Source organism: Enterobacter sp. 6722112 (assembly GCF_058661685.1).
Genome location: NZ_JBZWGR010000007.1, coordinates 1472245 through 1497185, shown reverse-complemented (window position 1 = coordinate 1497185; position 24941 = coordinate 1472245). Strand labels below are relative to the sequence as shown.

General features: G+C 53.5%; 28 protein-coding genes. 15 read left to right on the top strand and 13 right to left on the bottom strand.

Going from position 1 to position 24941, the window contains the following annotated elements; translation table 11 throughout:
* Positions 1-3 precede the first annotated feature (3 nt).
* Complete coding sequence (flgN, locus tag AC4OVU_RS08625) at positions 4-429, top strand: flagella biosynthesis chaperone FlgN (protein ID WP_003858003.1); 426 nt, start codon at positions 4-6, stop codon at positions 427-429.
* A 59-nt stretch (positions 430-488) separates the two neighbouring features.
* Here the strand turns inward: flgN and murJ are convergent, their stop codons facing one another.
* The 4 genes from murJ to rimJ all read right to left on the bottom strand — a co-directional run bounded on the left by murJ (position 489) and on the right by rimJ (position 4324).
* On the bottom strand, positions 489-2024 hold the full coding sequence (gene murJ, locus AC4OVU_RS08620) for a murein biosynthesis integral membrane protein MurJ (RefSeq protein WP_017384735.1): 1536 nt from the start codon (positions 2022-2024) through the stop codon (positions 489-491).
* Positions 2025-2153: 129 nt separating this feature from the next.
* A complete protein-coding gene (locus tag AC4OVU_RS08615) occupies positions 2154-3077 on the bottom strand; it encodes a Gfo/Idh/MocA family protein (protein ID WP_017384736.1) in 924 nt (307 codons plus the stop codon).
* A gap of 2 nt (positions 3078-3079) precedes the next feature.
* Complete coding sequence (locus AC4OVU_RS08610) at positions 3080-3730, bottom strand: YceH family protein (protein WP_110292462.1); 651 nt, start codon at positions 3728-3730, stop codon at positions 3080-3082.
* A 9-nt stretch (positions 3731-3739) separates the two neighbouring features.
* The gene (gene rimJ / locus AC4OVU_RS08605) at positions 3740-4324 is read right to left on the bottom strand and encodes a ribosomal protein S5-alanine N-acetyltransferase (RefSeq protein ID WP_003858007.1); all 585 of its coding nucleotides are present in this window, start codon (positions 4322-4324) and stop codon (positions 3740-3742) included.
* A gap of 236 nt (positions 4325-4560) precedes the next feature.
* Here rimJ and mdtH point away from each other — a divergent pair, with 236 nt between their 5' ends.
* The 9 genes from mdtH to AC4OVU_RS08560 all read left to right on the top strand — a co-directional run bounded on the left by mdtH (position 4561) and on the right by AC4OVU_RS08560 (position 11222).
* The gene (gene mdtH, locus AC4OVU_RS08600) at positions 4561-5769 is read left to right on the top strand and encodes a multidrug efflux MFS transporter MdtH (protein WP_491928657.1); all 1209 of its coding nucleotides are present in this window, start codon (positions 4561-4563) and stop codon (positions 5767-5769) included.
* A 98-nt stretch (positions 5770-5867) separates the two neighbouring features.
* Positions 5868-6428, top strand: coding sequence for a lipoprotein (locus AC4OVU_RS08595; protein WP_017384739.1), 561 nt, complete (start codon positions 5868-5870; stop codon positions 6426-6428).
* 128 nt (positions 6429-6556) lie between these two features.
* Positions 6557-7603 (top strand): dihydroorotase, encoded by a 1047-nt coding sequence (gene pyrC / locus AC4OVU_RS08590; RefSeq protein WP_110292464.1) that lies wholly within the window; start codon positions 6557-6559, stop codon positions 7601-7603.
* Between the two features lie 74 nt (positions 7604-7677).
* On the top strand, positions 7678-7923 hold the full coding sequence (dinI, locus tag AC4OVU_RS08585) for a DNA damage-inducible protein I (protein WP_491928656.1): 246 nt from the start codon (positions 7678-7680) through the stop codon (positions 7921-7923).
* A 274-nt stretch (positions 7924-8197) separates the two neighbouring features.
* On the top strand, positions 8198-8452 hold the full coding sequence (gene bssS / locus AC4OVU_RS08580; RefSeq protein ID WP_491928655.1) for a biofilm formation regulator BssS: 255 nt from the start codon (positions 8198-8200) through the stop codon (positions 8450-8452).
* 114 nt (positions 8453-8566) lie between these two features.
* Positions 8567-9685, top strand: a complete 1119-nt coding sequence (gene solA / locus AC4OVU_RS08575) for an N-methyl-L-tryptophan oxidase (protein WP_110292465.1) — start codon at positions 8567-8569, stop codon at positions 9683-9685.
* 50 nt (positions 9686-9735) lie between these two features.
* Positions 9736-9849, top strand: a complete 114-nt coding sequence (locus tag AC4OVU_RS08570; RefSeq protein WP_003858014.1) for a YceO family protein — start codon at positions 9736-9738, stop codon at positions 9847-9849.
* Between the two features lie 226 nt (positions 9850-10075).
* The gene (locus tag AC4OVU_RS08565; RefSeq protein ID WP_045341504.1) at positions 10076-10642 is read left to right on the top strand and encodes a cytochrome b; all 567 of its coding nucleotides are present in this window, start codon (positions 10076-10078) and stop codon (positions 10640-10642) included.
* Between the two features lies 1 nt (position 10643).
* Positions 10644-11222 carry a YceI family protein gene (locus AC4OVU_RS08560; RefSeq protein WP_017384744.1) on the top strand — a complete coding sequence of 193 codons (579 nt, stop codon included), beginning with the start codon at positions 10644-10646 and terminating at the stop codon, positions 11220-11222.
* A gap of 38 nt (positions 11223-11260) precedes the next feature.
* Here the strand turns inward: AC4OVU_RS08560 and trhO are convergent, their stop codons facing one another.
* On the bottom strand, positions 11261-12310 hold the full coding sequence (gene trhO, locus AC4OVU_RS08555; RefSeq protein ID WP_022647710.1) for an oxygen-dependent tRNA uridine(34) hydroxylase TrhO: 1050 nt from the start codon (positions 12308-12310) through the stop codon (positions 11261-11263).
* 218 nt (positions 12311-12528) lie between these two features.
* On the opposite strand from trhO, the gene AC4OVU_RS08550 reads away from it, so the two are divergent.
* From AC4OVU_RS08550 to AC4OVU_RS08540, 3 genes are all read left to right on the top strand, one after another.
* Positions 12529-13455: a Kdo(2)-lipid IV(A) acyltransferase gene (locus AC4OVU_RS08550; RefSeq protein WP_110293004.1), complete on the top strand. Its 927-nt coding sequence runs from the start codon at positions 12529-12531 to the stop codon at positions 13453-13455.
* 141 nt (positions 13456-13596) lie between these two features.
* A complete protein-coding gene (mdtG, locus tag AC4OVU_RS08545; protein ID WP_110293003.1) occupies positions 13597-14832 on the top strand; it encodes a multidrug efflux MFS transporter MdtG in 1236 nt (411 codons plus the stop codon).
* 79 nt (positions 14833-14911) lie between these two features.
* Entirely contained in the window at positions 14912-15286 is a 375-nt protein-coding gene (locus AC4OVU_RS08540) for a MysB family protein (RefSeq protein WP_015570844.1), read from the top strand.
* Between the two features lie 7 nt (positions 15287-15293).
* On the opposite strand, the gene AC4OVU_RS08535 is transcribed toward AC4OVU_RS08540, so the two are convergent.
* The 3 genes from AC4OVU_RS08535 to mdoG form a co-directional block, all read right to left on the bottom strand.
* A complete protein-coding gene (locus AC4OVU_RS08535; protein ID WP_003858030.1) occupies positions 15294-15521 on the bottom strand; it encodes a YceK/YidQ family lipoprotein in 228 nt (75 codons plus the stop codon).
* A gap of 84 nt (positions 15522-15605) precedes the next feature.
* Positions 15606-18134 (bottom strand): glucans biosynthesis glucosyltransferase MdoH, encoded by a 2529-nt coding sequence (mdoH, locus tag AC4OVU_RS08530; protein WP_003858032.1) that lies wholly within the window; start codon positions 18132-18134, stop codon positions 15606-15608.
* Positions 18127-19680: a glucans biosynthesis protein MdoG gene (gene mdoG, locus AC4OVU_RS08525; protein ID WP_491928654.1), complete on the bottom strand. Its 1554-nt coding sequence runs from the start codon at positions 19678-19680 to the stop codon at positions 18127-18129. The genes mdoH and mdoG overlap by 8 nt, the downstream gene beginning before the upstream one ends.
* Positions 19681-19935: 255 nt before the next feature.
* Between mdoG and mdoC the strand changes: the two genes are divergently transcribed.
* Positions 19936-21075, top strand: coding sequence for a glucans biosynthesis protein MdoC (gene mdoC / locus AC4OVU_RS08520; protein WP_017384749.1), 1140 nt, complete (start codon positions 19936-19938; stop codon positions 21073-21075).
* Between the two features lie 41 nt (positions 21076-21116).
* Here mdoC and ymdB read toward each other — a convergent pair whose 3' ends face one another.
* The 5 genes from ymdB to csgB form a co-directional block, all read right to left on the bottom strand.
* On the bottom strand, positions 21117-21653 hold the full coding sequence (gene ymdB, locus AC4OVU_RS08515; RefSeq protein ID WP_110293002.1) for an O-acetyl-ADP-ribose deacetylase: 537 nt from the start codon (positions 21651-21653) through the stop codon (positions 21117-21119).
* A gap of 80 nt (positions 21654-21733) precedes the next feature.
* Positions 21734-22054, bottom strand: coding sequence for a YmdA family protein (locus tag AC4OVU_RS08510; RefSeq protein WP_017384751.1), 321 nt, complete (start codon positions 22052-22054; stop codon positions 21734-21736).
* A gap of 153 nt (positions 22055-22207) precedes the next feature.
* Positions 22208-22540: a curli assembly chaperone CsgC gene (gene csgC / locus AC4OVU_RS08505; RefSeq protein WP_017384752.1), complete on the bottom strand. Its 333-nt coding sequence runs from the start codon at positions 22538-22540 to the stop codon at positions 22208-22210.
* A 56-nt stretch (positions 22541-22596) separates the two neighbouring features.
* The gene (gene csgA / locus AC4OVU_RS08500) at positions 22597-23052 is read right to left on the bottom strand and encodes a curli major subunit CsgA (protein WP_003858043.1); all 456 of its coding nucleotides are present in this window, start codon (positions 23050-23052) and stop codon (positions 22597-22599) included.
* Between the two features lie 39 nt (positions 23053-23091).
* A complete protein-coding gene (gene csgB / locus AC4OVU_RS08495) occupies positions 23092-23547 on the bottom strand; it encodes a curli minor subunit CsgB (RefSeq protein WP_017384753.1) in 456 nt (151 codons plus the stop codon).
* Positions 23548-24290: 743 nt separating this feature from the next.
* Here csgB and csgD point away from each other — a divergent pair.
* Positions 24291-24941: a biofilm master transcriptional regulator CsgD gene (csgD, locus tag AC4OVU_RS08490; RefSeq protein WP_017384754.1), complete on the top strand. Its 651-nt coding sequence runs from the start codon at positions 24291-24293 to the stop codon at positions 24939-24941.

Sequence of the window (24941 nt, the reverse complement as noted above, 5' to 3'; positions counted from 1 at the left end):
CGTATGAGTCGACTGTCAGAAATACTGGATCAGATGACGGTGGTCCTGAACGACCTGAAAACGGTGATGGATGCAGAACAGCACCACCTCTCTTCTGGTCAAATCAACGGCAGCGCGTTGCAACGCATAACTGAAGATAAAAGCTCGCTGCTGGCGACCCTGGATTATCTGGAAAAACAGCGACGCGCTGAGCAAGACGCGAAACGCAGCGCCAATGATGAGATCAACGAACGCTGGCAGACCATTACAGAAAAAACCCAGCATCTTCGCGATCTCAACCAGCATAACGGCTGGCTGCTGGAAGGACAGATTATCCGTAATCAGCAGGCGCTTGAAGTGTTAAAGCCCTATAAAGAGCCGGGGCTGTACGGTGCGGATGGTCAGACGGCCACGGCACGTATCACGGGTGGGAAAAAGATTTCGATTTGACGCAGTAGCGGCACGTCATGAAGCGGGGAGCACCTTCTGGTGAACTCCCCTTTTGGCGTTTATACCGTGCGGCGGGTGAACTCTTTCACTTTGAAGCCAAGCACTGCCAGCGTGGCAAAGTACGCCACCACACCGACCACCACCACGGCCATCAGACGCATCAGGCGGTAAGGCATGGTGCCCTGCGCCCACTCAGGCATGACATACAACATGCCAACCAGCGCGGCCGCCATCACCACTACCGCAATCGCCAGACGCAGCAGGAAGCTTGCCCAGCCCGGCTGCGGTGTGAAGATATCCTGCTTGCGCAGCTGCCAGTACAGCAGCCCGGCGTTCAGACAGGCCGCCAGACCAATCGACAATGACAGCCCCGCGTGTTTCAGCGGTCCAATAAACGCCAGGTTCATCAGCTGCGTCATGATCAGCGTCACAATGGCAATCTTAACCGGCGTTTTGATGTCCTGACGTGAATAGAAACCGGGCGCAAGCACCTTCACGACAATCAGCCCCATCAGCCCCACCGAGTAGGCTACGAGCGCACGCTGGGTCATGGCGGCATCAAAGGCGGTGAATTTTCCATACTGGAACAATGAAACCGTCAGCGGTTTTGCCAGGATCCCCAGCGCCACCGCGCTTGGCAGCGCCAGCAGAAAACAGAGACGCAGACCCCAGTCCATCAGGCGGCAGTATTCATCGTGGTTGCCGCTGGCGAAACTTTTCGACAGCGACGGCAGCAGAATAGTCCCCAGCGCCACGCCCAGCACCCCGGATGGAAACTCCATCAGACGATCGGCGTAGTACATCCAGGACACCGAGCCCGACACCAGGAAAGAGGCGAAGATGGTATTGATGATCAGCGAGATTTGGCTAACGGACACACCGAGTATCGCCGGTCCCATCTGTTTGATAACGCGCATTGCGCCCGCATCTTTGAAATTAATGCGTGGCAGAACCAGCATGCCGATTTTTTTCAGGTGCGGAAGCTGGTAAGCAAGCTGTAACACGCCGCCGACGGTCACGGCCCAGGCCAGCGCCAGCACCGGTGGGTTAAAATGCGGCGCGGCGAACAGCGCAAAGCCAATCATGCTGACGTTGAGGAACGTGGGGGCAAAGGCCGGAACGGAGAAGCGGTTCCAGGTATTCAGGATGGCACCCACCAGCGACGCCAGCGAAATCAGCAGAATATAGGGGAAGGTTATACGCAGCAGTTGGGTGGTCAGGGCAAATTTATCCGCTGTGTCAGCAAAACCCGGCGCCGTCACCATGATCACCCAGGGCGCTGCCAGCATCCCCAGGACGGTCACGATCGCCAGCGCCAGCGTCAGTAATCCGGAAACGTAGGCCACAAAGACGCGGGTGGCATCTTCGCCCTGTTTGCTTTTATATTCTGCGAGGATCGGAACAAATGCCTGTGAAAAGGCCCCTTCGGCAAAAATACGGCGCAGCAGGTTTGGCAGCTTAAAAGCGACGAAAAAGGCGTCAGTCGCCATCCCGGCGCCAAAAACCCTTGCCACAATGGCATCGCGCGCAAAGCCAAGCACGCGGGAAAACATGGTCATCGAGCTGACGGCCGCCAGCGATTTTAATAAGTTCATTAACGTGAAGTTCCACAACCCTACGGATTTCCAGGACGGATAAGCGTTAGCGCCACCCGGCAAAGCCAACAAGCGGCGCTTAGTCTAACCGGATTTCAACGAATTACTATCGGCAGATGTTACAACGCGTTATTCCGACATGGCTTCGCGCCAGAGTCGTTCCACAATGCGCTGCGCCAGAATAGCCTGCTCCCCGGACGTTTCAGGAACCGTCTGATTCTGCACGCAGGTGATGAAGTGACGCGCGCAGCCCACGAAGCCACGCTGCTCCAGGGTGCTTTGCCAGCCGGGAACCGGTAACGCGACCACGCCATTGCCCTTCTCTTCCCGCCACTCTCGCATATCGGTGACGTCATACAGCGCGCCATCCGTAACGGCCTGCACGGACTCGCGCTGGCTGCCCGCCCGACGATGCATGCTGGTCGTCACCTGCAAATGCTCAACGGCAAAATGATGTTCGGCGTAAACCATCTCACCCTGCTCGTTAGTCAGCAGCGTGCCGCTTTGCAGCTGGGCTTTTCCGTTACTCAGCCAAAGGGCCGTATCCACGACGTGGAGATAATCATCCAGCAGCGTGAAGCGCAGGTCGTTCGGCCCCACGCTGTCGGTACGGTGCTTATCCATACGCAGAGAGGCGAACGAGCCGGACTGCGCTTTAAGCTGCTGATAGAGCGGTGCAAAACGGCGGTTGAAGCCGACCATCAGCGTCAACTTTTTACGCGCGGCCAGCTCAATCAGTCGTTCAGCATCCTGTACATTTTCCGCCAGGGGTTTATCCACGCAGACGTGAACGCCTGCGTTAAGCAACTCGCTCACCACCTGATAGTGCGTCGCGGTTGAGGTATGCACAAATACCGCATCACATTCACGGGCTAAATCCTGTAGCGAACCGGCATAAGGGATGCGCCAGGTTTTGCAGATGCGCTCAGCTTTCTCGCGGGTGGGCGACCACGCCCCTTGCAGCGTCCAGTCGGACGCGGCGCCTAAAACGGGCAGCCAGGCTTTTTGCGCGATCCCTCCCAGCCCCACAACACCAATGCGTAATGTTGTCACGATTAATCTCCCAGATGTGCGAGTAACGCATCCAGACGCTGCTTCAGCCCGGCAACCTCGTCCTCCAGGGCTGCCACGCGCGCGGTCAGGCTGTCGTTTGATGCTGGCGTGTCGGATTCTACGGCCAGCGCAGAGGGCTCAACGTCGCCGCTAAACAGGTGCATGTAGCGGCTTTCACGCTTGCCCGGCTCGCGTGGCAGACGCACCACGTAAGGACCGTCCTCGCGTGAGGCTAATCGCTCCAGCGTCTGTTCAACGTCCTGCATATCCTGAAACTCATGCATGCGGGAGGCGCGTGTGCGCAGTTCACCCGGCGTCTGCGCCCCGCGCAGCAGCAGCGTGGTGATCACTGCCACTTCTGCGGCGCTGAGTTTTAAATCGCCAAATTCGGAATTACAAAAGCGCTGTTCATATTTAGTGACGCGATTACCGAAGCCGCTGACGGTGCGCAGGTAGTGGCGCTTCACCAGCTCATCAAGGATAACCTGCACCTCGTGCTCGCCAAGGTTCATCACCGGCTCACGGTTCGTCTTCTGGTTGCAGGCCATCGTGACGGCATTCACGGACAGAGGATACTGTTCCGGCGTGGTGACCTGCTTTTCCAGAAGGCAGCCGACCACGCGCGCTTCGGTGCCATTTAACTGATATTTCATTTTTTCTCCTTAACGACCCGCGGTCCACTCCTGCGTGGTGAGCGCGGTGAGCACATGGTCCCGCCACTCGCCGTCAATCAGCAGATAATCTTTGGCATAGCCCTCTTTCTCAAACCCCAGGCGGGCCAGCAGATCGCCGCTGCGCTTATTGTGCGGCATGTAGTTGGCCATAATGCGATGGATATGTTGCGTGCGCTGCATGTAGCGAATCGCCGCCGTCAGCGCCTCAAACATGAGCCCCTGCCCCTGCCATTTCTGACCGATGGAATACCCGAGGTAACAGGCGTGAAACGACCCGCGTACCACGTTTGAAAAATTGGCAATGCCAACGATCTCTTTCTCTTCCGGATCGAGAAGCGCGAAATAAAACGCACTTCCCTGTTTATGAAATTCCGCAATCATACTGAGGCGCGCCTGCCAGCCAGAGGGGTAGCAGTGGCTCTCGTCCCGAACGGGTTCCCAGGGTTTTAAAAACTGGCGATTCTCGGCGTAATAATCCGCCAGACGCCAGGCATCACGCTCATGCACCAGACGAACGACCAGCCTGTCCGTCGTCAGACGCACTTTTGGCACATTACTGCGATAGCCAAACATCGTTACCACTCCTTCCCGTCGCTTCTGCTCTGCCTGTTAGCTTTACTATACCTGCGCCTGTGCCTTCTGTGAAAACAGTGACATACCATTTTGATCGCTTTTCACATTTTTCGATGAGAACTCTCTATCAAAGCACCTTTTTGATAAAAAAATATTGTCGCCAGCGGGTATGGGAAAAAGCCCGGCGACACCGCAGAATGTTAGCGTGCTCATCTTTTATTTTCCCTGGAGGGAAAATGTCCCGCGTATCACAGGCCAGGAGCCTGGGTAAATATTTCCTGCTCGTCGATAACATGCTGGTCGTGCTCGGCTTATTTGTCGTTTTTCCGCTTATATCGATTCGTTTTGTCGATCAAATGGGCTGGGCGGCATTGATGGTCGGGATCGCGCTGGGTCTACGCCAGTTTGTACAACAGGGTCTGGGCGTGTTTGGCGGCGCAATAGCCGACCGCTTCGGCGCGAAACCGATGATCGTCACCGGCATGCTGTTACGTGCGGCGGGATTCGCCACCATGGCAATCGCTCATGAACCCTGGCTGCTGTGGTTCTCCTGTTTCCTTTCCGGGATTGGCGGCACCCTTTTCGACCCACCGCGTACCGCGCTGGTGGTTAAGCTTATCCGTCCGCAACACCGGGGGCGCTTCTTCTCGATTTTGATGATGCAGGACAGCGCTGGCGCGGTGGTTGGCGCCCTGCTGGGAAGCTGGCTGCTGCAATACGATTTCCGCCTGGTTTGCGCCACCGGCGCGGTGTTGTTTATTCTCTGCGCGCTGTTTAACGGTCTGTTTCTGCCCGCGTGGAAGCTGTCGACGGTGAAGGCGCCTGTGCGGGAAGGGCTTGACCGCGTGCTGAGCGATAAACGCTTCGTCACCTATGTGTTAACCCTGACCGGCTACTACATGCTCGCCGTGCAGGTCATGCTGATGCTGCCCATTATGGTTAACGATATTGCCGGCACGCCGGCAGCGGTGAAATGGATGTATGCCATTGAGGCCTGCCTCTCTCTGACGCTGCTCTATCCGATTGCCCGCTGGAGCGAGCGCCGTTTCCGGCTTGAGCACCGTCTGATGGCCGGGCTGTTGCTGATGACGCTGAGCATGATGCCCATCGGCCTGGTGAGTTCGCTTCAGCAACTGTTTATGCTCATCTGCACCTTCTATATTGGCTCAATCATTGCCGAGCCAGCCCGTGAAACGCTGAGCGCGTCACTTGCCGACGCCCGGGCCCGCGGCAGCTACATGGGCTTCAGCCGTCTCGGGCTGGCGCTTGGCGGCGCACTGGGTTACACCGGTGGCGGCTGGCTGTTTGATGCCGGAAAAGCGCTCCATCAGCCGGAGCTGCCGTGGGTCATGCTCGGCATGGTCGGCTTTATTACGCTGATTGCCCTCTGGTGGCAGTTCAGTGATAAACGCAGCACCCGCGGGATGCTGGAGCCTGGCGCCTGACCCCTTTCATTATCAGTTTTTTCTGCTGGTTTCTGTTGGATCACCCTGACATACTGGCGTATCAGGACAGATGCGCCGATTTTATGTTGAGGAACGCCATGAAAAAGATCGTTATTGCCGCTGCGTTAATTGTCAGTGGTCTGCTGGTGGGATGTAACCAGCTTACGCAGTACACCGTCAGTGAGCAGGAAATTAATCAGGCGCTGGAAAAACATAATAACTTTTCAAAAGATATCGGCGTGCCCGGCCTTGCGGATGCGCATATCGTCCTGACGAATCTCGCCAGCCAGATTGGGCGCGAGGAGCCTAACAAAGTCACCCTTTCCGGCGATGCCAGCCTCGATATGACCTCGCTCTTCGGCAATCAGAAAGCGGATATCAAGCTGAAGCTCAAGGCGCTGCCGGTCTTTAATAAAGAGAAAGGGGCCATTTTCCTGCAAGAAATGGAAATCGTCGATGCAGTTGTGACGCCGGAAAAAATGAAACCGGTGCTGCAAACGCTGATGCCGTATCTCAACCAGTCGTTGCAGAACTACTTTAACCAACAGCCTGCCTATGTTCTGAGCGAAGACAAGAGCAAAGGCGAATCTCTGGCGAAAAAATATGCCAAAGGGATAGAGGTGAAGCCGGGTGAAATCATCATTCCTTTCACCGACTAAACACTCCGGGCGCTCAGGCGCCCGTTTTTTTTAACGGAATAGTGTGCAAACGAAAACGTTTCCGCTTATGATTTGTGTCCGGCAAAAACAGCCCTCTTATGACTGATCTCTTTCAAGCCGGAGCTTCCATGACTGTACAATCCCAGGTTCTCAAAATCCGCCGCCCAGACGACTGGCATATCCATCTTCGTGATGGCGACATGCTGAAAACCGTCGTGCCGTATACCAGCGAAATTTATGGCCGTGCGATTGTTATGCCTAACCTGGTTCCGCCAGTCACTACCGTCGAGGCCGCGATTGCCTATCGCCAGCGTATCCTTGACGCCGTTCCGGCCGGATACGATTTTACCCCATTGATGACCTGCTACCTGACGGACTCGCTGGATCCGAATGAAGTTGAGCGCGGGTTTAACGAAGGTGTATTCACCGCCGCGAAGCTCTACCCGGCGAATGCCACCACCAACTCCAGCCATGGGGTGACCAGTATTGATGCCATCATGCCTGTTCTGGAGCGTATGCAAAAACTGGGCATGCCGCTGCTGGTGCACGGGGAAGTGACCCACGCTGACATTGATATTTTCGATCGCGAAGCACGTTTTATCGAAACGGTCATGGAGCCGCTGCGCCAGCGTCTTCCAGGGCTGAAAGTGGTGTTTGAACACATTACGACTAAAGATGCCGCAGAGTACGTCCGCGACGGTAACGAGCTGATCGCTGCCACCATCACCCCTCAGCACCTTATGTTTAACCGTAACCACATGCTGGTGGGCGGCGTTCGCCCACATCTGTATTGTCTGCCGATCCTCAAGCGCAACATCCACCAGCAGGCGCTACGTGAGCTGGTCGCCAGCGGCTTCCCGCGCGCGTTCCTCGGCACGGATTCCGCCCCGCATGCCCGTCACCGTAAAGAGGCGAGCTGCGGCTGTGCAGGCTGCTTTAACGCCCCGACCGCCCTGGCAAGTTACGCAACCGTGTTTGAAGAGATGAATGCGTTAGCCCATTTCGAAGCCTTCTGCTCCCTTAACGGCCCGCGTTTCTACGGCCTGCCGGTTAATGACACGTTCATTGAGCTGGAGCGCAAAGAAAGCCAGGTTGAGGCGTCGATTGCGCTCACCGACGATACGCTGATCCCCTTCCTGGCCGGTGAAACCGTAAACTGGACGGTAAAAGGCTAAAAAAATCGCGCCCCCTGTTGTCAAAGCGACAATATAACTGTATAAATAAACAGTATATTACACAGGGGGCATTTATGCGTATCGAAGTCACCATTGCCAAATCCACCGTCCTGCCTGCTGGCGCACTCGACGCTCTGGCGGGTGAACTATCCCGACGTATTAACAGCACTTTTCCTGAAAACGATGGCGCCGTAACGGTACGTTATGCGACAGCAAACCATCTTTCCGTCATCGGCGGCGCGAAAGAAGACAAAGAACGCATCAGCGAAATTTTGCAGGAAACATGGGAAGGCGCCGACGACTGGTTCATCACTGATTAAAATTTGCTCCCTCATTGTGTTTTTTTGCCGGGTCGCCCCGGCTTTTTTTCGTTTCGTCTCCCGAAAGTTCAAAATATTTCAGCCTCTTCTTAGAAAATCGTGAACAAGATGGCGTTTTATTGTTCGAACAATCCTAAAAAGCAGAAAAATGTGTTGCTACCCGTTTATTTTTTCCTTCTGAACCCTTATTAATTGATATACTGAAATTGCTTTCAGAAAAACATGCATTGAACCTCAAAGTCGTTGTCTTCTAACACGCATTAAGGGGGTTATAATGGAAAAGAATAGTGAAGTCATCCAGACCCATCCGCTTGTTGGCTGGGATATCAGCACCGTAGACAGCTACGATGCGCTGATGCTGCGTTTGCACTACCAGACCTCAAATCAGCAAAACCGTGACGAAGCGGAAGTTGGACAGACGCTGTGGCTTACAACAGACGTCGCCCGTCAGTTTATCTCTATTTTAGAAGCAGGCATCGCAAAAATAGAATCTGGCGACTATCAGGAAAATGAGTATAAACGGCATTGACCTTATGCCCCTTTTCACTCAACAGGCACCCTCGCGGTGCCTTATTTATTTCGTTCTTGTATAAGCCCACTTAGTTAATTACTCTGCTAACAAAGCGTTAGTAAAGAGAAGCCTATGAAATACGATTTAATCATTATCGGAAGCGGCTCCGTAGGATCTGCCGCCGGTTATTACGCCACGCAGGCGGGTCTGAAAGTGCTGATGATTGACGCCCACCTTCCCCCCCACTCTGAAGGAAGCCATCACGGCGATACCCGTCTGATCCGTCACGCTTACGGTGAAGGTGAACGTTATGTACCGCTGGTGCTTCGGGCTCAGACGCTGTGGGATGAGCTGGCCTCACTCACCGAAGATCGCATTTTTGAGCGCACCGGGGTCGTTAACCTGGGGCCAGCCAGCTCCACGTTTCTGGCGACCGTCGAGGAGAGCGCGAAAGCCTACCGCCTGGACGTCGAGCGTCTGGATGCAAACGGCATCATGGCGCGCTGGCCGGAAATTTCTGTTCCTGAAGACTACATTGGATTGTTTGAAGCCAATTCCGGGGTACTGCACAGCGAAACGGCCATTAAGACCTGGATTGATCTCGCCGCCAAAGCGGGCTGCGCACAGTTGTTCAACTGTCCGGTCACGGGCATCACCCACTATGCAGAGGGTTCAACCGTCACCACCTCTGAAGGTGAATATACCGCCACGCGTCTGCTGGTGAGTGCGGGAACGTGGGTGACGAAACTGCTGCCGGACCTGCCCATCCAGCCGGTGCGAAAAGTCTTCTCCTGGTTCCAGTCTGACGGGCGTTACAGCAGTCAGAACAAATTCCCGGCGTTTACAGGCGAGCTACCCAATGGCGACCAGTTCTACGGTTTTCCCTCGGAAAAAGACGCGCTCAAGATTGGCAAACATAACGGCGGGCAGGTAATTTCCTCTGCGGAAGAACGCAAGCCGTACGGCGCTTATCCGCAGGATGGTTCCGAAGCCTTCACGTTCCTGCGTAATATCCTGCCGGGCGTAGGCGGGTTGCTTTACGGCGCAGCGTGCACCTATGACAACACCCCAGATGAAGACTTTATCATCGACACCCTGCCGGGACACGATAACACCCTGCTCGTAACCGGACTCAGCGGTCACGGGTTTAAATTTGCCTCTGTGTTAGGTGAAATCGCCGCCCAGTTTGCGCAGGGGATCACACCTTCGTTTGATCTCAAGCCCTTCGCGCTCTCGCGCTTTGATCGATAATACCTCTACAGGCTCCGAATAACCGGGGCCTGTTTAGCGATAGAGGCATGATGCGCAGACTGGTGAATTACCTTATCAATAACATCCGCGAGCATTTTATGCTCTACATTGTTCTTTGGTCGCTGCTGGCGATCATTGACGTTATCTATATTGTATTCTTCTGAAAATTCTCGCTGACGTTTATTGACACTCCTTTAAATTTATTTAACTTATATTTTTTAAAAAACGTCACCTCAAATTTATTGAACGAAGCGATTGAAATACATTGCGGAAACATATTCAAATTCGCTGAAATAAATTAAATAAAAAACATTATTCATTTTTTTCAGTTGCATTATTTATTTAACCCGTCCATTTTTATTGCTCAGTCATTTGAGAACGGAAATTCATATGCAATGGCGTAACTCCTCCCGCCGCTACGGAATAATATCCATGTGTTTACACTGGCTATTTGCACTTGCCGTTTATGCCATGTTTGGTCTCGGCCTGTGGATGGTGACATTAAGCTATTATGACAGTTGGTATCATCAGGCCCCCGAATTGCACAAAAGCATCGGGGTTCTGCTGATGATGGGTCTGGTTTTTCGCGTGATCTGGCGACATATCTCTCCGCCCCCTCCAGCACCCAAAAGCCATGGCCGACTTACCCGCATAAGCGCTGTTGGCGCACATATCGCACTCTATGCCCTGCTGTTCGCCATTCTGATCAGCGGCTATCTCATTTCGACCGCAGACGGTAAACCGATCAGCGTGTTTGGGCTTTTTGACGTCCCAGCCACGCTGGCTGACGCCGGTTCACAGGCTGACACCGCAGGTGTGGTTCATCTGTGGCTGGCATGGAGCGTGGTGATCCTGTCTGTCCTGCATGGCCTTGCGGCCCTGAAACATCACTTTATTGATAAAGACGATACGCTGAAGCGCATGCTTGGCCGTTCGTCAGTTGACTCTGGAGCATAAAATGAAAAAACGCCTGTTGGGTATCGCATTAGGTTCGCTGCTATTTACCACCGGTTCGGCCATTGCCGCTGACTATAAAATTGATAAGGAGGGCCAGCATGCCTTTGTCAATTTCCGTATTCAGCATCTGGGTTACAGCTGGTTATATGGCACATTCAATGATTTCGATGGCACATTTACTTTCGACGAGAAAAACCCTGCTGCCGATAAAGTGAACGTCACCATTAATACCAACAGCGTCGACACTAATCACGCCGAGCGTGATAAACATCTGCGCAGCGCTGAATTTCTGAACGTGGGCAAATTCCCGCAAGCTACTTTCGCGTCGACAGAGGTGAAGAAAGACGGTGATAAGCTCGCTATTACCGGTAATCTGACGCTGAACGGCGTAACAAAACCGGTCACACTGGATGCCAAATTAATTGGACAGGGCGACGATCCGTGGGGTGGCAAACGTGCTGGCTTTGAAGCCGCAGGCAAAATTCATCTAAAAGATTTTAATATCACCACGGATTTAGGCCCGGCATCGCAGGATGTTGAGTTGATTATTTCGGTGGAAGGCGTTCAGCAGAAGTCATAAAACAGGCCCGGCAGGCTTTCGCGCCGCCGGGCAGTGTTTTACTCCGGGTCCGGAATACCCAGTTTGGTATTCAGTCGGCCCCGGGATTTATTAAAGATCTTATTCCCGTTCTCGCGTCCGGCACGGCGACGACGTTGCTCTTCTTCAGGCAAGATACTCTCTTCACTGCACAGCTCGCTACAGCAGCCATTAAACTTCTCGGCACATGCAGGGCACTGAATAAACAGCAGATGACATCCGTCGTTTTTGCAGTTGGTATGCGTATCGCACGGCGTACCGCACTGGTGGCAGTGCGCGATCACGTCCTCTGAAATTCGCTCGCCCATACGCTCGTCAAACACAAAGTTCTTACCGATAAAACGCACCGGTAAACCCTGCTCACGGGCGCGACGGGCATACTCAATGATCCCACCCTCAATGTGCCAGACTTTATTAAACCCGTTGTGCTTCATCCAGGCGCTGGCTTTTTCACAGCGGATCCCCCCGGTGCAGTACATAACGATCTTTTTGTCTTTATGCTCCTGCATCATCTCAACGGCTTTTGGCAGTTGCTCGCGGAAGGTGTCGGCAGGAATTTCCATCGCATTCTCGAAGTGACCCACTTCATATTCGTAGTGGTTACGCATATCAATGAACACCGCATCCGGATCGTCGAGCATCGCGTTCACTTCAGCGGCCTTCAGGTACTCCCCCACATTAGCGGCATTGAAGCTCGGATCGTCAATGCCATCCGCCACAATACGCTCGCGCACCTTCATGCGCAGCACCCAGAATGATTTACCGTCATCATCCAGCGCAATGTTCAGGCGTAAGCCGTTAAGCGCCGGATCAAACCCGTAAAGGAGGTCGCGGAAGGCGCTGACCTTGCTTTCCGGCACGCTGATCTGCGCGTTAATCCCCTCACGCGCCAGATAGACGCGACCAAACACGTTCAGGGCGGTGAAAGCCTGGTAAAGCGCATCGCGGGTCGCCTGGGGATCGTTGATGGTGAAATACTTATAGAAAGAGATCGTTGTGCGCGGTTCGGTTTCGGCCAACATACGCGCTTTCAACATCTCATTCGAAACGCGGTTGTGTAACACTGGCATGGTGTACAAGTCCTGCAATCGTTGAGAAATAAAAATCGGTCGGCATGATATAGCAAACAAAGACAATTTACATCCACACAATTTACGCTACATTTCAGTCAACCTGATTAATCAGACTTAACATTTGCATATTCTTTCATGTTTCGATGACAGACATTTTGGCTATGCCTTAAAAAATGAGACAATATCCTTTCAGGACGTTAGAACACAGGACAGACATGACCCAGTTACCGAAATTTACTGCCACGCTTTTGCATCCCCGCTATTGGTTAACATGGTCAGGCATTGGCTTGTTGTGGCTAATTGTACAGCTGCCTTATCCCGTCATTTTCCGCATGGGTAAAGGACTGGGCCGCATTGCTCAGCAGTTTATGAAGCGTCGCGCCAGGATCGCGTATCGTAACCTTGAGCTTTGTTTTCCTCAGATGAGTGAATCTGAGCGCCACGACATGGTGGTTAAAAACTTCGAATCTGTCGGCATGGGGCTGATGGAGACCGGTATGGCCTGGTTCTGGTCGGATAAACGCATGGCGCGCTGGACGGAAGTGGCCGGGACCGGCATGGAGCCGGTGCATACTCTTCAGGCCAACCAGACTGGCGTCCTGCTGATTGGCGTTCATTTCCTGACGCTCGAAATTGGCGCGCGCATGTTCGGCATGCAGGCGCCGGGTATAGGCGTTTATCGTCCTAACGATAATCCGGTGATCGATTTGATCCAGACCAACGGACGCATGCGCTCCAATAAAAGCATGATCGATCGCAAAGACCTGAAAGGGATGATCCGCGCCCTGAAAGCAGGTGAAGTGGTCTGGTATGCCCCGGATCATGACTATGGCCCGCAATCCAGCGTGTTTGTCCCGTTCTTTGCGGTGGAAGATGCAGCGACGACCACCGGGACCTGGATGCTGGCGCGGATGTCCAAAGCGGCTATCGTGCCGTTTGTGCCGCGCCGTAAACCAGACGGTTCAGGCTATCAGCTCATCATGCTGGAGCCGGAACTCGCGCCACCGCTGATTGATGCAGAAACCACCGCGCGCTGGATGAACGGCGTTGTCGAGAAATGCATTATGCTCGCCCCGGAGCAGTACATGTGGCTGCATCGCCGCTTTAAAACCCGGCCTCAGGGCGTCCCTTCCCGGTATTAACCTGCGTGCGGCCTTCCGGGCCGCATGTTGTTTTAGCTTTAAAAGCTCCCCGTCATTGCGGCAATCATACCCCGGGCGCATAATTAGCAGGCTTATTACCTCACTGTTCACGGTGCCCTGCACCTCATTATGCGGATAGTTATGTCCCCCACAGATGCTCCCATAAACTGGAAACGTAACCTGACGGTTGCGTGGCTGGGTTGTTTTCTTACTGGCGCCGCCTTTAGCCTGGTGATGCCCTTCCTGCCCCTCTACGTTGAACAGCTCGGCGTCACCGGACATAGCGCCCTGAATATGTGGTCCGGCCTGGTGTTCAGCATTACGTTCCTGTTCTCCGCCATTGCGTCGCCTTTCTGGGGTGGGCTGGCGGATCGCAAAGGCCGCAAAATTATGCTGCTGCGCTCCGCGCTCGGCATGGCGATCATTATGCTGCTGATGGGGGTGGCGCAGAATGTCTGGCAGTTCCTGATACTACGCGCGCTTCTGGGCCTGCTCGGGGGATTTATCCCTAACGCCAACGCCCTGATCGCCACCCAAATCCCGCGCCAGAAAAGCGGCTGGGCGTTGGGCACGCTATCCACTGGCGGCGTAAGCGGCGCACTGCTGGGCCCACTGGCGGGCGGGCTGCTGGCCGACCACTACGGACTGCGGCCGGTATTCTTCATTACCGCCAGCGTGCTGTTCCTCTGCTTCCTGGTGACGCTTATCTGTATCCGCGAGAATTTCACGCCCGTGGCCAAAAAAGAGATGCTGCACGTCCGGGATGTGCTGGCCTCGCTGAAAAACCCAAAGCTGGTGCTGAGCCTGTTTGTAACCACCATGATTATCCAGGTGGCCACCGGTTCAATCGCGCCTATACTGACGCTCTACGTACGCGACCTGGCGGGAAACGTCAGTAATATCGCCTTTATCAGCGGCCTAATCGCCTCTGTTCCCGGCGTGGCGGCGCTACTGAGCGCGCCGAGGCTCGGCAAGCTGGGAGACCGTATCGGCCCGGAAAAGATCCTGATCTGCGCCCTGATCGTCTCCGTCCTGCTGCTGATCCCCATGGCGTTGGTGCAGTCTCCGTGGCAGCTCGGCGTCCTGCGCTTCCTGCTGGGGGCTGCGGATGGTGCGCTACTCCCGGCTGTACAGACGCTGCTGGTCTATAACTCCACCAACCAGATAGCCGGTCGTATTTTCAGTTATAACCAGTCGTTTCGCGATCTGGGTAACGTCACCGGACCGCTGGTCGGCGCGGGGATTTCGGCCAGCTTCGGTTTCCGGGCGGTCTTTATCGTAACGGCAGGCGTCGTGCTGTTCAACGCCGTTTATTCGTGGCTCAGCTTATCCCGGGCGCTACGCCCGGCGCGAATAAGACAACATCGTGACGGCTAATTTTCGCATTCATACTTGCAAAATCACATAATCAGCTATTCTTTCCCTGAATACCTTCACGAAAAACAGGGAGACACCAATGACCATGTACGCCACGCTGGAAGAAGCAATTGATGCCGCTCGCGAAGAGTTCCTCGCCGATAATCCCGGCGTTGAGGAAGAAGATGCTGACGTGCAACAACTCAATATCCAAAAATACGTCCTACAGGACGGCGATATTATGTGGCAGGCCGAATTCTTTGCTGATGAAGGTGAAGACGGTGAATGTCTGCCGATACTGAGTGGTGAAGGTGCACAGGCGGTATTCGACGGCGACTATGACGAAATTGAGTTACGTCAGGAGTGGCTGGAAGAAAATACGCTGCACGAATGGGACGAAGGTGAGTTTCAGCTCGAACCGCCGCTGGATACCGAAGAGGGTCAGGCCGCAGCGGACGAATGGGACGAGCGATAAGTCACCGCTACTCGTAGGGGCCGTGGCTGGCATCGATGGGCAGCAGTAGCGTGTCGAAAATCAGCGAAAACGGCAGATCGAGCACGGTGAGATAGCGCCATGCGGAATCACGGACATCCCACTGTACGCCGGGGTAGTACTGATTCCCGTGGCCCTGCCCGGGGATGGTGCGGCTGATGATGCTGCCGCAGCCGCTGAGCAGGCATGCCATCATGACGACAATGATTACTTTCATTTCTGACCTCTAAAAAAATACCGGCGATTAAGCCGGTATTTTATTTGGCGGGTGGCGCTTCGCTTACCCGCCCTACTTAACAACTTACTTCGCCTTCAGGGCCAGCGGATTGAGCTTCACGTCCTTGTAGTAGTTCACCCACGAAGAGTATCTCTCCGGAGAGGACCACACGCGGTAGTGAAGCCGTGCCATCGTCACCGGATCGCTCAACAGCACCAGACGACGGTCGCGGTTAAGCTTTTCTGGCGTCTCGTTCAGCGCCTGCTCAACGTGGCGATCGCGGGCGATCTCCAGCACCTGGCTGGCGCGGTGACGCGCCGTCGCCATCGCGGTTGCCAGCGCGTTGAATGACGGGTTAAACACGGCATGCATAAAGCCATCATCCAGCGTGCGTTTGCGGTTCTGCTCCAGATAGGTATCGGTATCCACCAGCACCTGCGGCGGAGAATACTCTTCCGGGATCAGGAACAGCTTCCAGCGTTTGGTACGCAGGCCCACCGTGGAACGGCTGGAGATCACCGACACAAACGGCGACAGGATCAACGAGAAGACGATTGGCGCCAGCCAGAACAGGAAACGCAGATCCAGCCAGGCCATACCAACGGCCCACACCAGGCCCAGCAGCAGCTGAGAGCCGTGGCGCATAAAGGCTTCACTCCACGGCGTAGAGTCATCGTCACGCTGCGGTGAATTCCACACCACTTCCCATCCCAGGAACGCGCTCACCACAAACACCGTATGGAACAGCATACGCACCGGCGCCAGCAGGACCGAGAACAGCACTTCCAGCAGCAGTGAAAGGGTCACGCGGCAGAAACCACCGTACTCCTTCGAACCTTTGCACCAGATCAGAATGATACTGAGCAGCTTAGGCAGGAACAGCAGCACCATGGTCGACGCGAACAGCGCGATCGCAAGCTCCGGACGCCACTGCGGCCACACCGGGAACAGCTGGCGCGGTTGCAGGAAATACTGCGGCTCCGTCAGGGCATGCACAACCTGCAACGCGGTTGAGAGCGCCAGGAACATAAACCACAGCGGCGCAGACAGATAGGACATAACGCCCGTCAGGAACACCGCACGGTGAACAGGGTGCATCCCTTTCACCAGGAACAGGCGGAAGTTCATCAGGTTACCGTGACACCAGCGGCGGTCGCGTTTGAGCTCATCCAGCAGGTTCGGCGGCAGCTCTTCATACGAGCCAGGCAGATCGTAGGCAATCCAGACGCCCCACCCTGCACGGCGCATCAACGCCGCTTCCACAAAGTCATGCGACAGAATGGACCCGGCAAACGACCCTTCACCCGGCAGCGGTGCCAGGGCACAGTGCTCGATGAATGGCTTCACGCGGATAATGGCGTTGTGGCCCCAGTAGTGAGATTCACCCAGCTGCCAGAAGTGCAGACCGGCGGTAAACAGCGGGCCGTAAACGCGGGTCGCAAACTGCTGGCAGCGCGCATACAGCGTGTCCATACCGGATGCTTTTGGCGAGGACTGAATAATACCCGCGTTCGGGTTGGCTTCCATCAGACGGACCAGCCCGCTCAGGCAGTCGCCGCTCATCACGGAGTCTGCATCCAGTACCACCATGTAGCTGTACTGGTTACCCCAGCGACGACAGAAGTCATCAATGTTTCCGCTCTTACGCTTAACACGACGACGACGACGACGGTAGAAGATCTGCCCTTCCCCCTGCACCTCGGCAATCAGCTCCATCCAGGCTTTTTGCTCCGCCACGCAGATATCCGGATTGTAGCTGTCGCTCAGGATATAGACGTCGAAATGCGCCGCGTTACCGGTCGCCTTCACGGACTCCCAGGTGGCACGCAGCCCGGCGAATACGCGGTCAACGTCTTCGTTACAGATAGGCATGATCAGCGCGGTACGGTGCTCAGGATTGAGGGGCTCATCCCCGACCGTCGACGCGGAAATGCTGTATTTGTCACGCCCCATCAGCAGTTGCAGGAAGCCCATCAGCGCCGTCCAGAACCCGGCGGAGACCCAACAGAACAGCACCGCGAACAGCAGAAGAATGCCGCTCTGTAAAATATACGGCAGCAGCTGCATGAAGGAGACCCAGATATCCTGGCCAATCATGTCAGCAGGGTTAATCAACGCCCAGCCCTGGTACGGCAGAATGGTTTTCATGTACCAGGTGGCGACAACCGTCTGCGCCAGCGTCAGCAGCAGCAGAATGTAACGACGAATCGTTCCCACGGTACGCCATTTCTGCTCGGATGCCTGCTGTTCTTTGGTCAGACGTGACAGATAGCGCGGCGTCACGTCACGCCCACGCAGGCGATCCCAGAAGCGGCCCACCGGGTTGGTGCGCCACGGATCGGGGAACATGGAGGAACGCGTGGCCTTCGGCATCGCCTGTAGCTGGTCACGCCCTTCGTCATCCTTGATTAGCTGCCCTTCTGCCAGCGAGTCCGGCCATGCCTGCTCCAGACGTGCCTTCACTGACCCCAGCGGCGTATCATCATCACGGGAAAAGTGACGATGTTCACCATCCAGCGCGGTGTGAACCGCGCGGATGTCGCTCGCAGGGAGTGCCGCTTTTTCAATGTCCGTCAGCGGCATGGCATCAATATATTCAGATGTATTATTCATTGGCAGGTAGCTGATAGCTCCAGGTTTCACTCAGCGGCTTATCGTTACTGACCAGCGCGGCGCGCATTTCAGTGGTCTGTTTCGGATCTTTCACCTTCACGCGCAGGGTCAAACGCCACCCTTTGGTGACCGGGTTGTAACGCACGGCGTTCTCAACGATTTCACCGTTATCGCCAATGCTGGCCTGTGCCGTCACGGCAGTATCCGGGGCCAGTTTTTTCATATCCTGCCCGGTGAAGTCCACGATAAATGCCAGCGTGCCATCCGGCTGACGAATCAGGTTGGACTGCTTCACGTCACCCGTCGAACGACGCGTCTGCATAACATACGCGTTATCCGGTGCGTGCAGCTTGTCTTCGTCACGGCTGAAGGTGATCGCATACTTGAAGTTCATCTCTTTACCGGCTTCCGGCAGCTGATCCGGTGTCCAGTACGCCACAATGTTATCGTTGGTTTCATCGTTAGTTGGAATTTCAACCAGCTCAACCTTGCCTTTACCCCAGTCGCCTTTCGGCGTAACCCAGGCGCTTGGACGCAGATCGTAGCGGTCATCCAGATCTTCAAAGCGGGAGAACTGACGGCCACGTTGCAGCAGACCAAAGCCCTGCGGGTTTTCCATCGCAAAGCTGCTGACGGCGAGGTGTTTCGGGTTGTTCAGCGGACGCCAGATCCACTCGCCGTTACCCGCATGAATGGAGAGGCCGTTGGAATCATGCAGTTCAGGACGGAAATTGGTCGCCGGAGAGGGCTGGTTCGGCCCGAACAGGAACATGCTGGTCAGCGGCGCGACGCCCAGTTTGCCCACTTTATCGCGCAGGTAAACTTTAGACTGTACGTCAACCACCGTGTCACGCCCTGGCATGATCACGAAGCGATAAGCGCCTGTCGCACGAGGGGAGTCCAGCAGCGCATAAATTGTCAGACGTTTGTCGGTTGGTTTTGGACGTTCGATCCAGAACTCGCGAAAACGTGGAAATTCTTCACCTGATGGCAGCGCGGTATCAATTGCCAGACCGCGCGCAGAAAGCCCGTACACCTGCCCCGCGCCAATCACGCGGAAGTAGCTGGCGCCAAGCATGCTGACGATTTCGTCGTTTTTATCTTTGCTGTTAATCGGATAAAGCACCTTGAAGCCTGCGAAGCCGAGGTCTTTCACCGTGTCTTTATCGTGTTGCACATCGCCAAAATTGAAATAATCCGGGCTGTACTTGATTTTGCGTACCGCGGTCGCCGTCACTTCGTTGATGGCAACCGGCGTGTCGAAGAACATACCCTGGTGGTAAAATTCAAGCTTGAACGGGGTTTTAATATTGTTCCAGTACGCTTTATCGTGATTGAACTGGATCTGCTGATAGTCCGCGTATTTCATGTCGCGGAAAACGGAGGGCAGGTTACTTTTTGGCGCTTCGTAGCTCTTGCCCGCCATCGATTTAGCCTGTTTTGCGACATCATCGATGTTAAAGGCCAGTGCAGATGAGGTATACAGTGACAACAGCACTGCTACACCCAACCAACGCATTTTCATCATTTGTGGTTTATGTTTCATAATAAGTAAGCACTTCCCCCTTTGTGTGCTTATATCGATCCGATCCATTTTAATGGAAACTCAGGCAATCCGACAACATTATCACTGCTTTGTTCAGCTCGCTGGCTCATGGATTAAGCAAATGAAAGAACCCGCTTTTCACTTTGCGTGCTTATCCTGGAGACAGGGTGTCGGTCTTGGTGTAGGGTTGGCTCCGAATGTAACCATTATGAGCCTTAGGGATAAGGCGAAAAGTCTGAGAATGCGCAAAGTTATATGAGCACAACCCCTGTACAACGTGAATATTTCCTCGACTCGATCCGCGCATGGCTCATGCTATTGGGGATCCCTTTTCATATTTCACTGATCTATTCCAGCCACACCTGGCACGTGAACAGCCAGATGCCCTCCTGGTGGCTGACGCTGTTTAATGATTTTATCCATGCCTTCCGCATGCAGGTGTTTTTTGTCATTTCCGGTTATTTCTCTTACATGCTCTTCTTGCGCTATCCCCTCAAACGATGGTGGAAAGTGCGCGTGGAGCGCGTGGGCATACCGATGTTGACGGCCATTCCGCTGCTGACGCTGCCGCAGTTCATCATGTTGCAGCATGTTAAAGGCAAGGCGGAAAACTGGCCGAATCTCTCCTTCTATGAGAAATACAACACCCTGGTCTGGGAGCTGATTTCCCACCTCTGGTTCCTGCTGGTACTGGTGGTGCTAACCACGGTGAGTTTGTTGATCTTCAGCCAGCTGCGCCAGCGCGCGAGCACCGCATCCTCGACCTTCTTCGCCAACATCACCCTGGGCAAGCTATCTCTGCTGTTTCTTGCGCTGGGGGTCGCGTATGCCGCCGTCAGGCGTACCCTGCTCATTGTCTACCCTCCCATTCTGAGCGATGGGCTGTTTAATTTCGTGGTGATGCAGACCCTGTTCTACATTCCCTTCTTCCTGATTGGGGCGCTGGCATTTATTCATCCCCGGCTTAAAGCGCTGTTTACCACCCCCTCCCCCTGGTGTGCGGTGGGTGCTGCGCTGGCCTTTGCCGCCTATCTTCTCAATCAGCGCTATGGCAGCGGGGACGCGTGGATGTATGAGACAGAGAGCGTGATAACGATGCTGATGGGCCTGTGGATGGTTAACGTGGTGTTCGCCCTTGGCCATCGTCTGCTGAATTTTAAATCCAGTCGCGTCACCTATTTCGTTAATGCTTCGCTGTTTATCTACCTGGTTCACCATCCGCTGACGCTGTTTTTCGGGGCGTACATAACGCCGCATATCGCCTCGAATGCGCTGGGCTTCTTCACCGGCCTGGTCTTTGTGGTTGGCATTGCCATCGTGTTGTATGAAATCCATCTGCGGATCCCGCTTTTGCGTTTCCTGTTCTCAGGCAAACCTCAGGTTAAAGCGGGATAACAAAACGGCGCCTCCAGGGCGCCGTTTTTGCACTTCAGACATCAAAATGCCTGGCTGCGCGCGGTCAAAATCCGCTGATACAGGTCGGCGGTGCGCTCATCGAAACAGACAAAAATGACTTTTTCCGGCATGGGTTTGAGGGAAAGGTAGTGATAAACGGTATTCACGGCGATTGTAGCTGCCGCTTCCTTTGGATAACCGTACACGCCGGTGCTAATGGCGGGGAACGCCATGGTCTTATACCCGTTATCCGCCGCAAGCCGCAGGCAGTTCCGATACGCCTGCTCCAGAATCTCAGCCTCATGGCGGTCGCCACCGTGCCAGACGGGTCCAACGGTATGGATCACCGCTTTGGCCGGGAGATCGCCTGCAAGCGTAATAACAGCATGCCCCGGCGGGCACTCTCCCTGCTGCTGACGCACGGTTTTGCATGCTTCAAGGAGTTGAGGGCCTGCGGCCCGGTGAATGGCACCGTCCACCCCGCCCCCACCCATCAGGGAGGAATTGGCTGCGTTGACGATCACGTCAACGTGTACCGTCGTGATATCGCCATGAATAACGTCGATTTGCGGTCTCATAAACACCCTCTGCAACCCGCCTTTTTCATCAGTGTATCGCAGAGGGAGAAGGAGAAAAACTGCCGTGAAAAAAACGTCGGTTATCGGTAATCGACCTGAACGACCGCAAGCGTTTTCTGTTCATTCAGGTATTTCATGCTGACAGCGGCCAGAGCTGAATGAGGATGATGGCCCCGGAGCGCCTCGTCATAACTGATGGTATGCGTTTTCATACGGTTATTTTCCGGACAGGAGATCGCAAACTGCTGATGCCGGGGCGTGACTTCGCACGGGTCAGCGACCACCGCGCCACGAAAATGAATCACCCCACCATTTTCTATAGTTGCTGAATAAGCCGGAGATAAAAAAGAGGACAGGATCAGTCCCAGACCAGAAATAATACACGCTGCGGATTTGAACATTATTTGTACTCCTCAATGAAATTCGTCCTTGAGGGGTAAAAACGCTCCGTTATGACGTATCAATTTAAGCAACCCGATGACTGGGTTCTTGATATCAGCATAGCTTACCTGCGCAGCGCCGCCACTTTATTAAATCATTGATTTCATGAATTATTAAAGCGTACTTACCGGTGCGTTCCACTGCTGTGATAAATGAAGCGATTTTCCATCGGAAACGGTGACGATTATTTTTACCGCATCCCCTGAACGAATATTTAAACTGATTCGCGTTAAATCAATCGGCTGATTAGCGGGTATAAAAAGAGTATTTTTCTGCCGCGATGTACTTTGTCCCGCTTGCCCCTGTCGGACAGATAACACCTCAACCTGACATTCGCAGGCGTCTGCCAGCGTGACCTGAGGAATAATGGTTGTCATATTTGCCTGCTGTGAGGTGCTGAACGTTATCTGGCTGGCAAGCGCAGCAAGGAGAATGAAGGTGCTCATGAGATCCTCCCGAAAAAAAACAGGGCATGTGCCCTGTTTTTTGGTACAGAAATGAATCAGTACTGATGTGCGGTCGCGTTGTTGCCAAAGCCAACCTGGTGCACAGTCACCGTTGAGCCGGACGCTGTCTGGTCTACCGCCGCGCCGTTGCCGCCGCCGAACTGTTTCACGTTGATAACAGAGTCTTTGCTATTCCACTGGTCGATGGTGGCGCTGTTACCAAAGCCTTTTTGCAGCAGATCGATAGAACTGTCATCAGAGCCCTGACCAACATCTGCGCCGTTACCGCCACCGTGCTGGGTAATGGTCAATTCAGAATCTCGGGCGTCCGTCTGCAAAGCAAGCGCGGAGTTACCGCCGCCGTACTGGTAAATGCTCAGGGTTGAGTCAGGGCCGTTATTGCCGCCACCCCAGCCACCACCGTGGCCGCCGCCAAATTGTGGTACCGCACCTGCGAAAGCACTGCCAGAAACTACGATTGCTGCAATAACTGCCACTTTGAAAAGTTTCATGGTAAACCCCCATCGGATTGATTAAGGCGTCACACATCGCTAGCGTTGAATAACGCGAATAGCCATTTGCGACTGTCTCTGTACTACAACTGCTGTTTTCTGCGTACCATACTGCGTTATATTCGCCCTGTTACCCGAGCCTTTCTGGATAATCATGGCGGTGTTGCCAAAAGCGCCCTGCTTAATACTCGCATCGTTGCCGTTACCGGTCTGATCGATATAAGCAAGGTTATACGTCCCTGACTGATCAACATGCGCGCGGTTATTCCCGCCCTCCTGGGAAATAATGGACAGCAATTTAGAACCGCCCTGGCGTACATCAGCATTATTACCTGAGCCCTGTTGACCAATAATGGCTGCCTGATTGTATGAAGCTTTACTTAATTCATTTATCGCAAAATTATATTCAGAACTGGCTAAATCTGAATCACCTGCGATTACAAACCCAGGCGCACCCAGTAATGTAAACATCATAAACAACATTTTGTTTTTCATGCTGTCACCCTGGACCTGGCTATAAAATAGGTATGTCTTTACCCGTTAACGCGATTCGTTTTGTTAACGCCGCGTTACGGAAAAGAGTATGTCTGCCGAAACATATTTAATATCTCACCCGTGTGCCTTATTTTTATATGCTCATTCACCTCAAAGTCGTAAATCTCGCCTGAAACGACGCGACACACCACTAATGCAGAAATAAATTCTTGTCTGAGCGTCTGGACAACAGCGAGACAGGCTGTCCAACCTGTACCGGCTTCTACAGACAAACATGGCAATGTCTTTTGCCAGGTGCGTGACACGAAGCAAGTTTTCTTAAGAAAAATTTCCAGCTTAGAGAAGTCTTAACTTTTTAGCTGAGTTCATACTTTTTACCGGCTGGCTTACAATAATTAAAAGCTCAATAATTCAATTCTTTATAATATATTGTATGACTTTCAAAATCTGTGCACGTTTATACACCTGTACAACTTTCCCCTTATCTTAAAATCTATTCACCCTGCAAAATACACAACTTAATATCGAATTTTACATTCTGTTACATGATTAACACTTGCTTTAAAGTTTGCAATAGCTAGATTGAAAACAGCAGTACGTTATTTGTTTTTAATTTTACCGCCTCCTTTGGAGGAAGGTTTTTTAACTACACACAGCAGTGCCACACCTGTCAGTACTTCTGGTGCCTTTTTCAATAATACGAGGGCAGCTGCCGGGTGTCATAAATAACGTGGGGTTTCATCATGTTTAATGAAGTCCATAGCTTACCCGGTCATACATTATTGTTGATCACAAAACCTTCCCTACAAGCGACAGCGTTATTGCAGCATTTAAAACAATGCCTCTCGCTTAACGGGAAACTGCATAATATTCAACGTTCTTTTGATGATATCGCTCCTGGCAGCATCATTCTTCTCGATATGATGGAAGCGGATAAAAAACTGGTCCATTACTGGCAGGATAATTTAAGCAGGAAAAACAATAATATCCGCGTATTGTTATTAAATACGCCTGATGAGTATCCTTTCCGCGATATTGAGAGCTGGCCGCATATTAACGGCGTGTTTTACGTCACTGAAGAAGAAAACCGTGTCGTGGAGGGTTTGCAGGGCATATTGCGGGGGGAGTGTTATTTCTCGCAAAAACTGGCCAGCTACCTCATTACCCACTCCGGAAATTATCGCTATAACAGTTCAGAATCTGCACTTCTGACGCACCGTGAGAAAGAGATCCTGAACAAACTGCGTATTGGTGCTTCAAATATTGAAATCGCCCGTTCGTTATTTATCAGCGAAAATACGGTTAAGACGCATCTTTATAATCTTTTCAAAAAGATAGCTGTTAAAAATCGCACGCAGGCGGTGTCGTGGGCAAACGATAACCTCAGGCGTTAA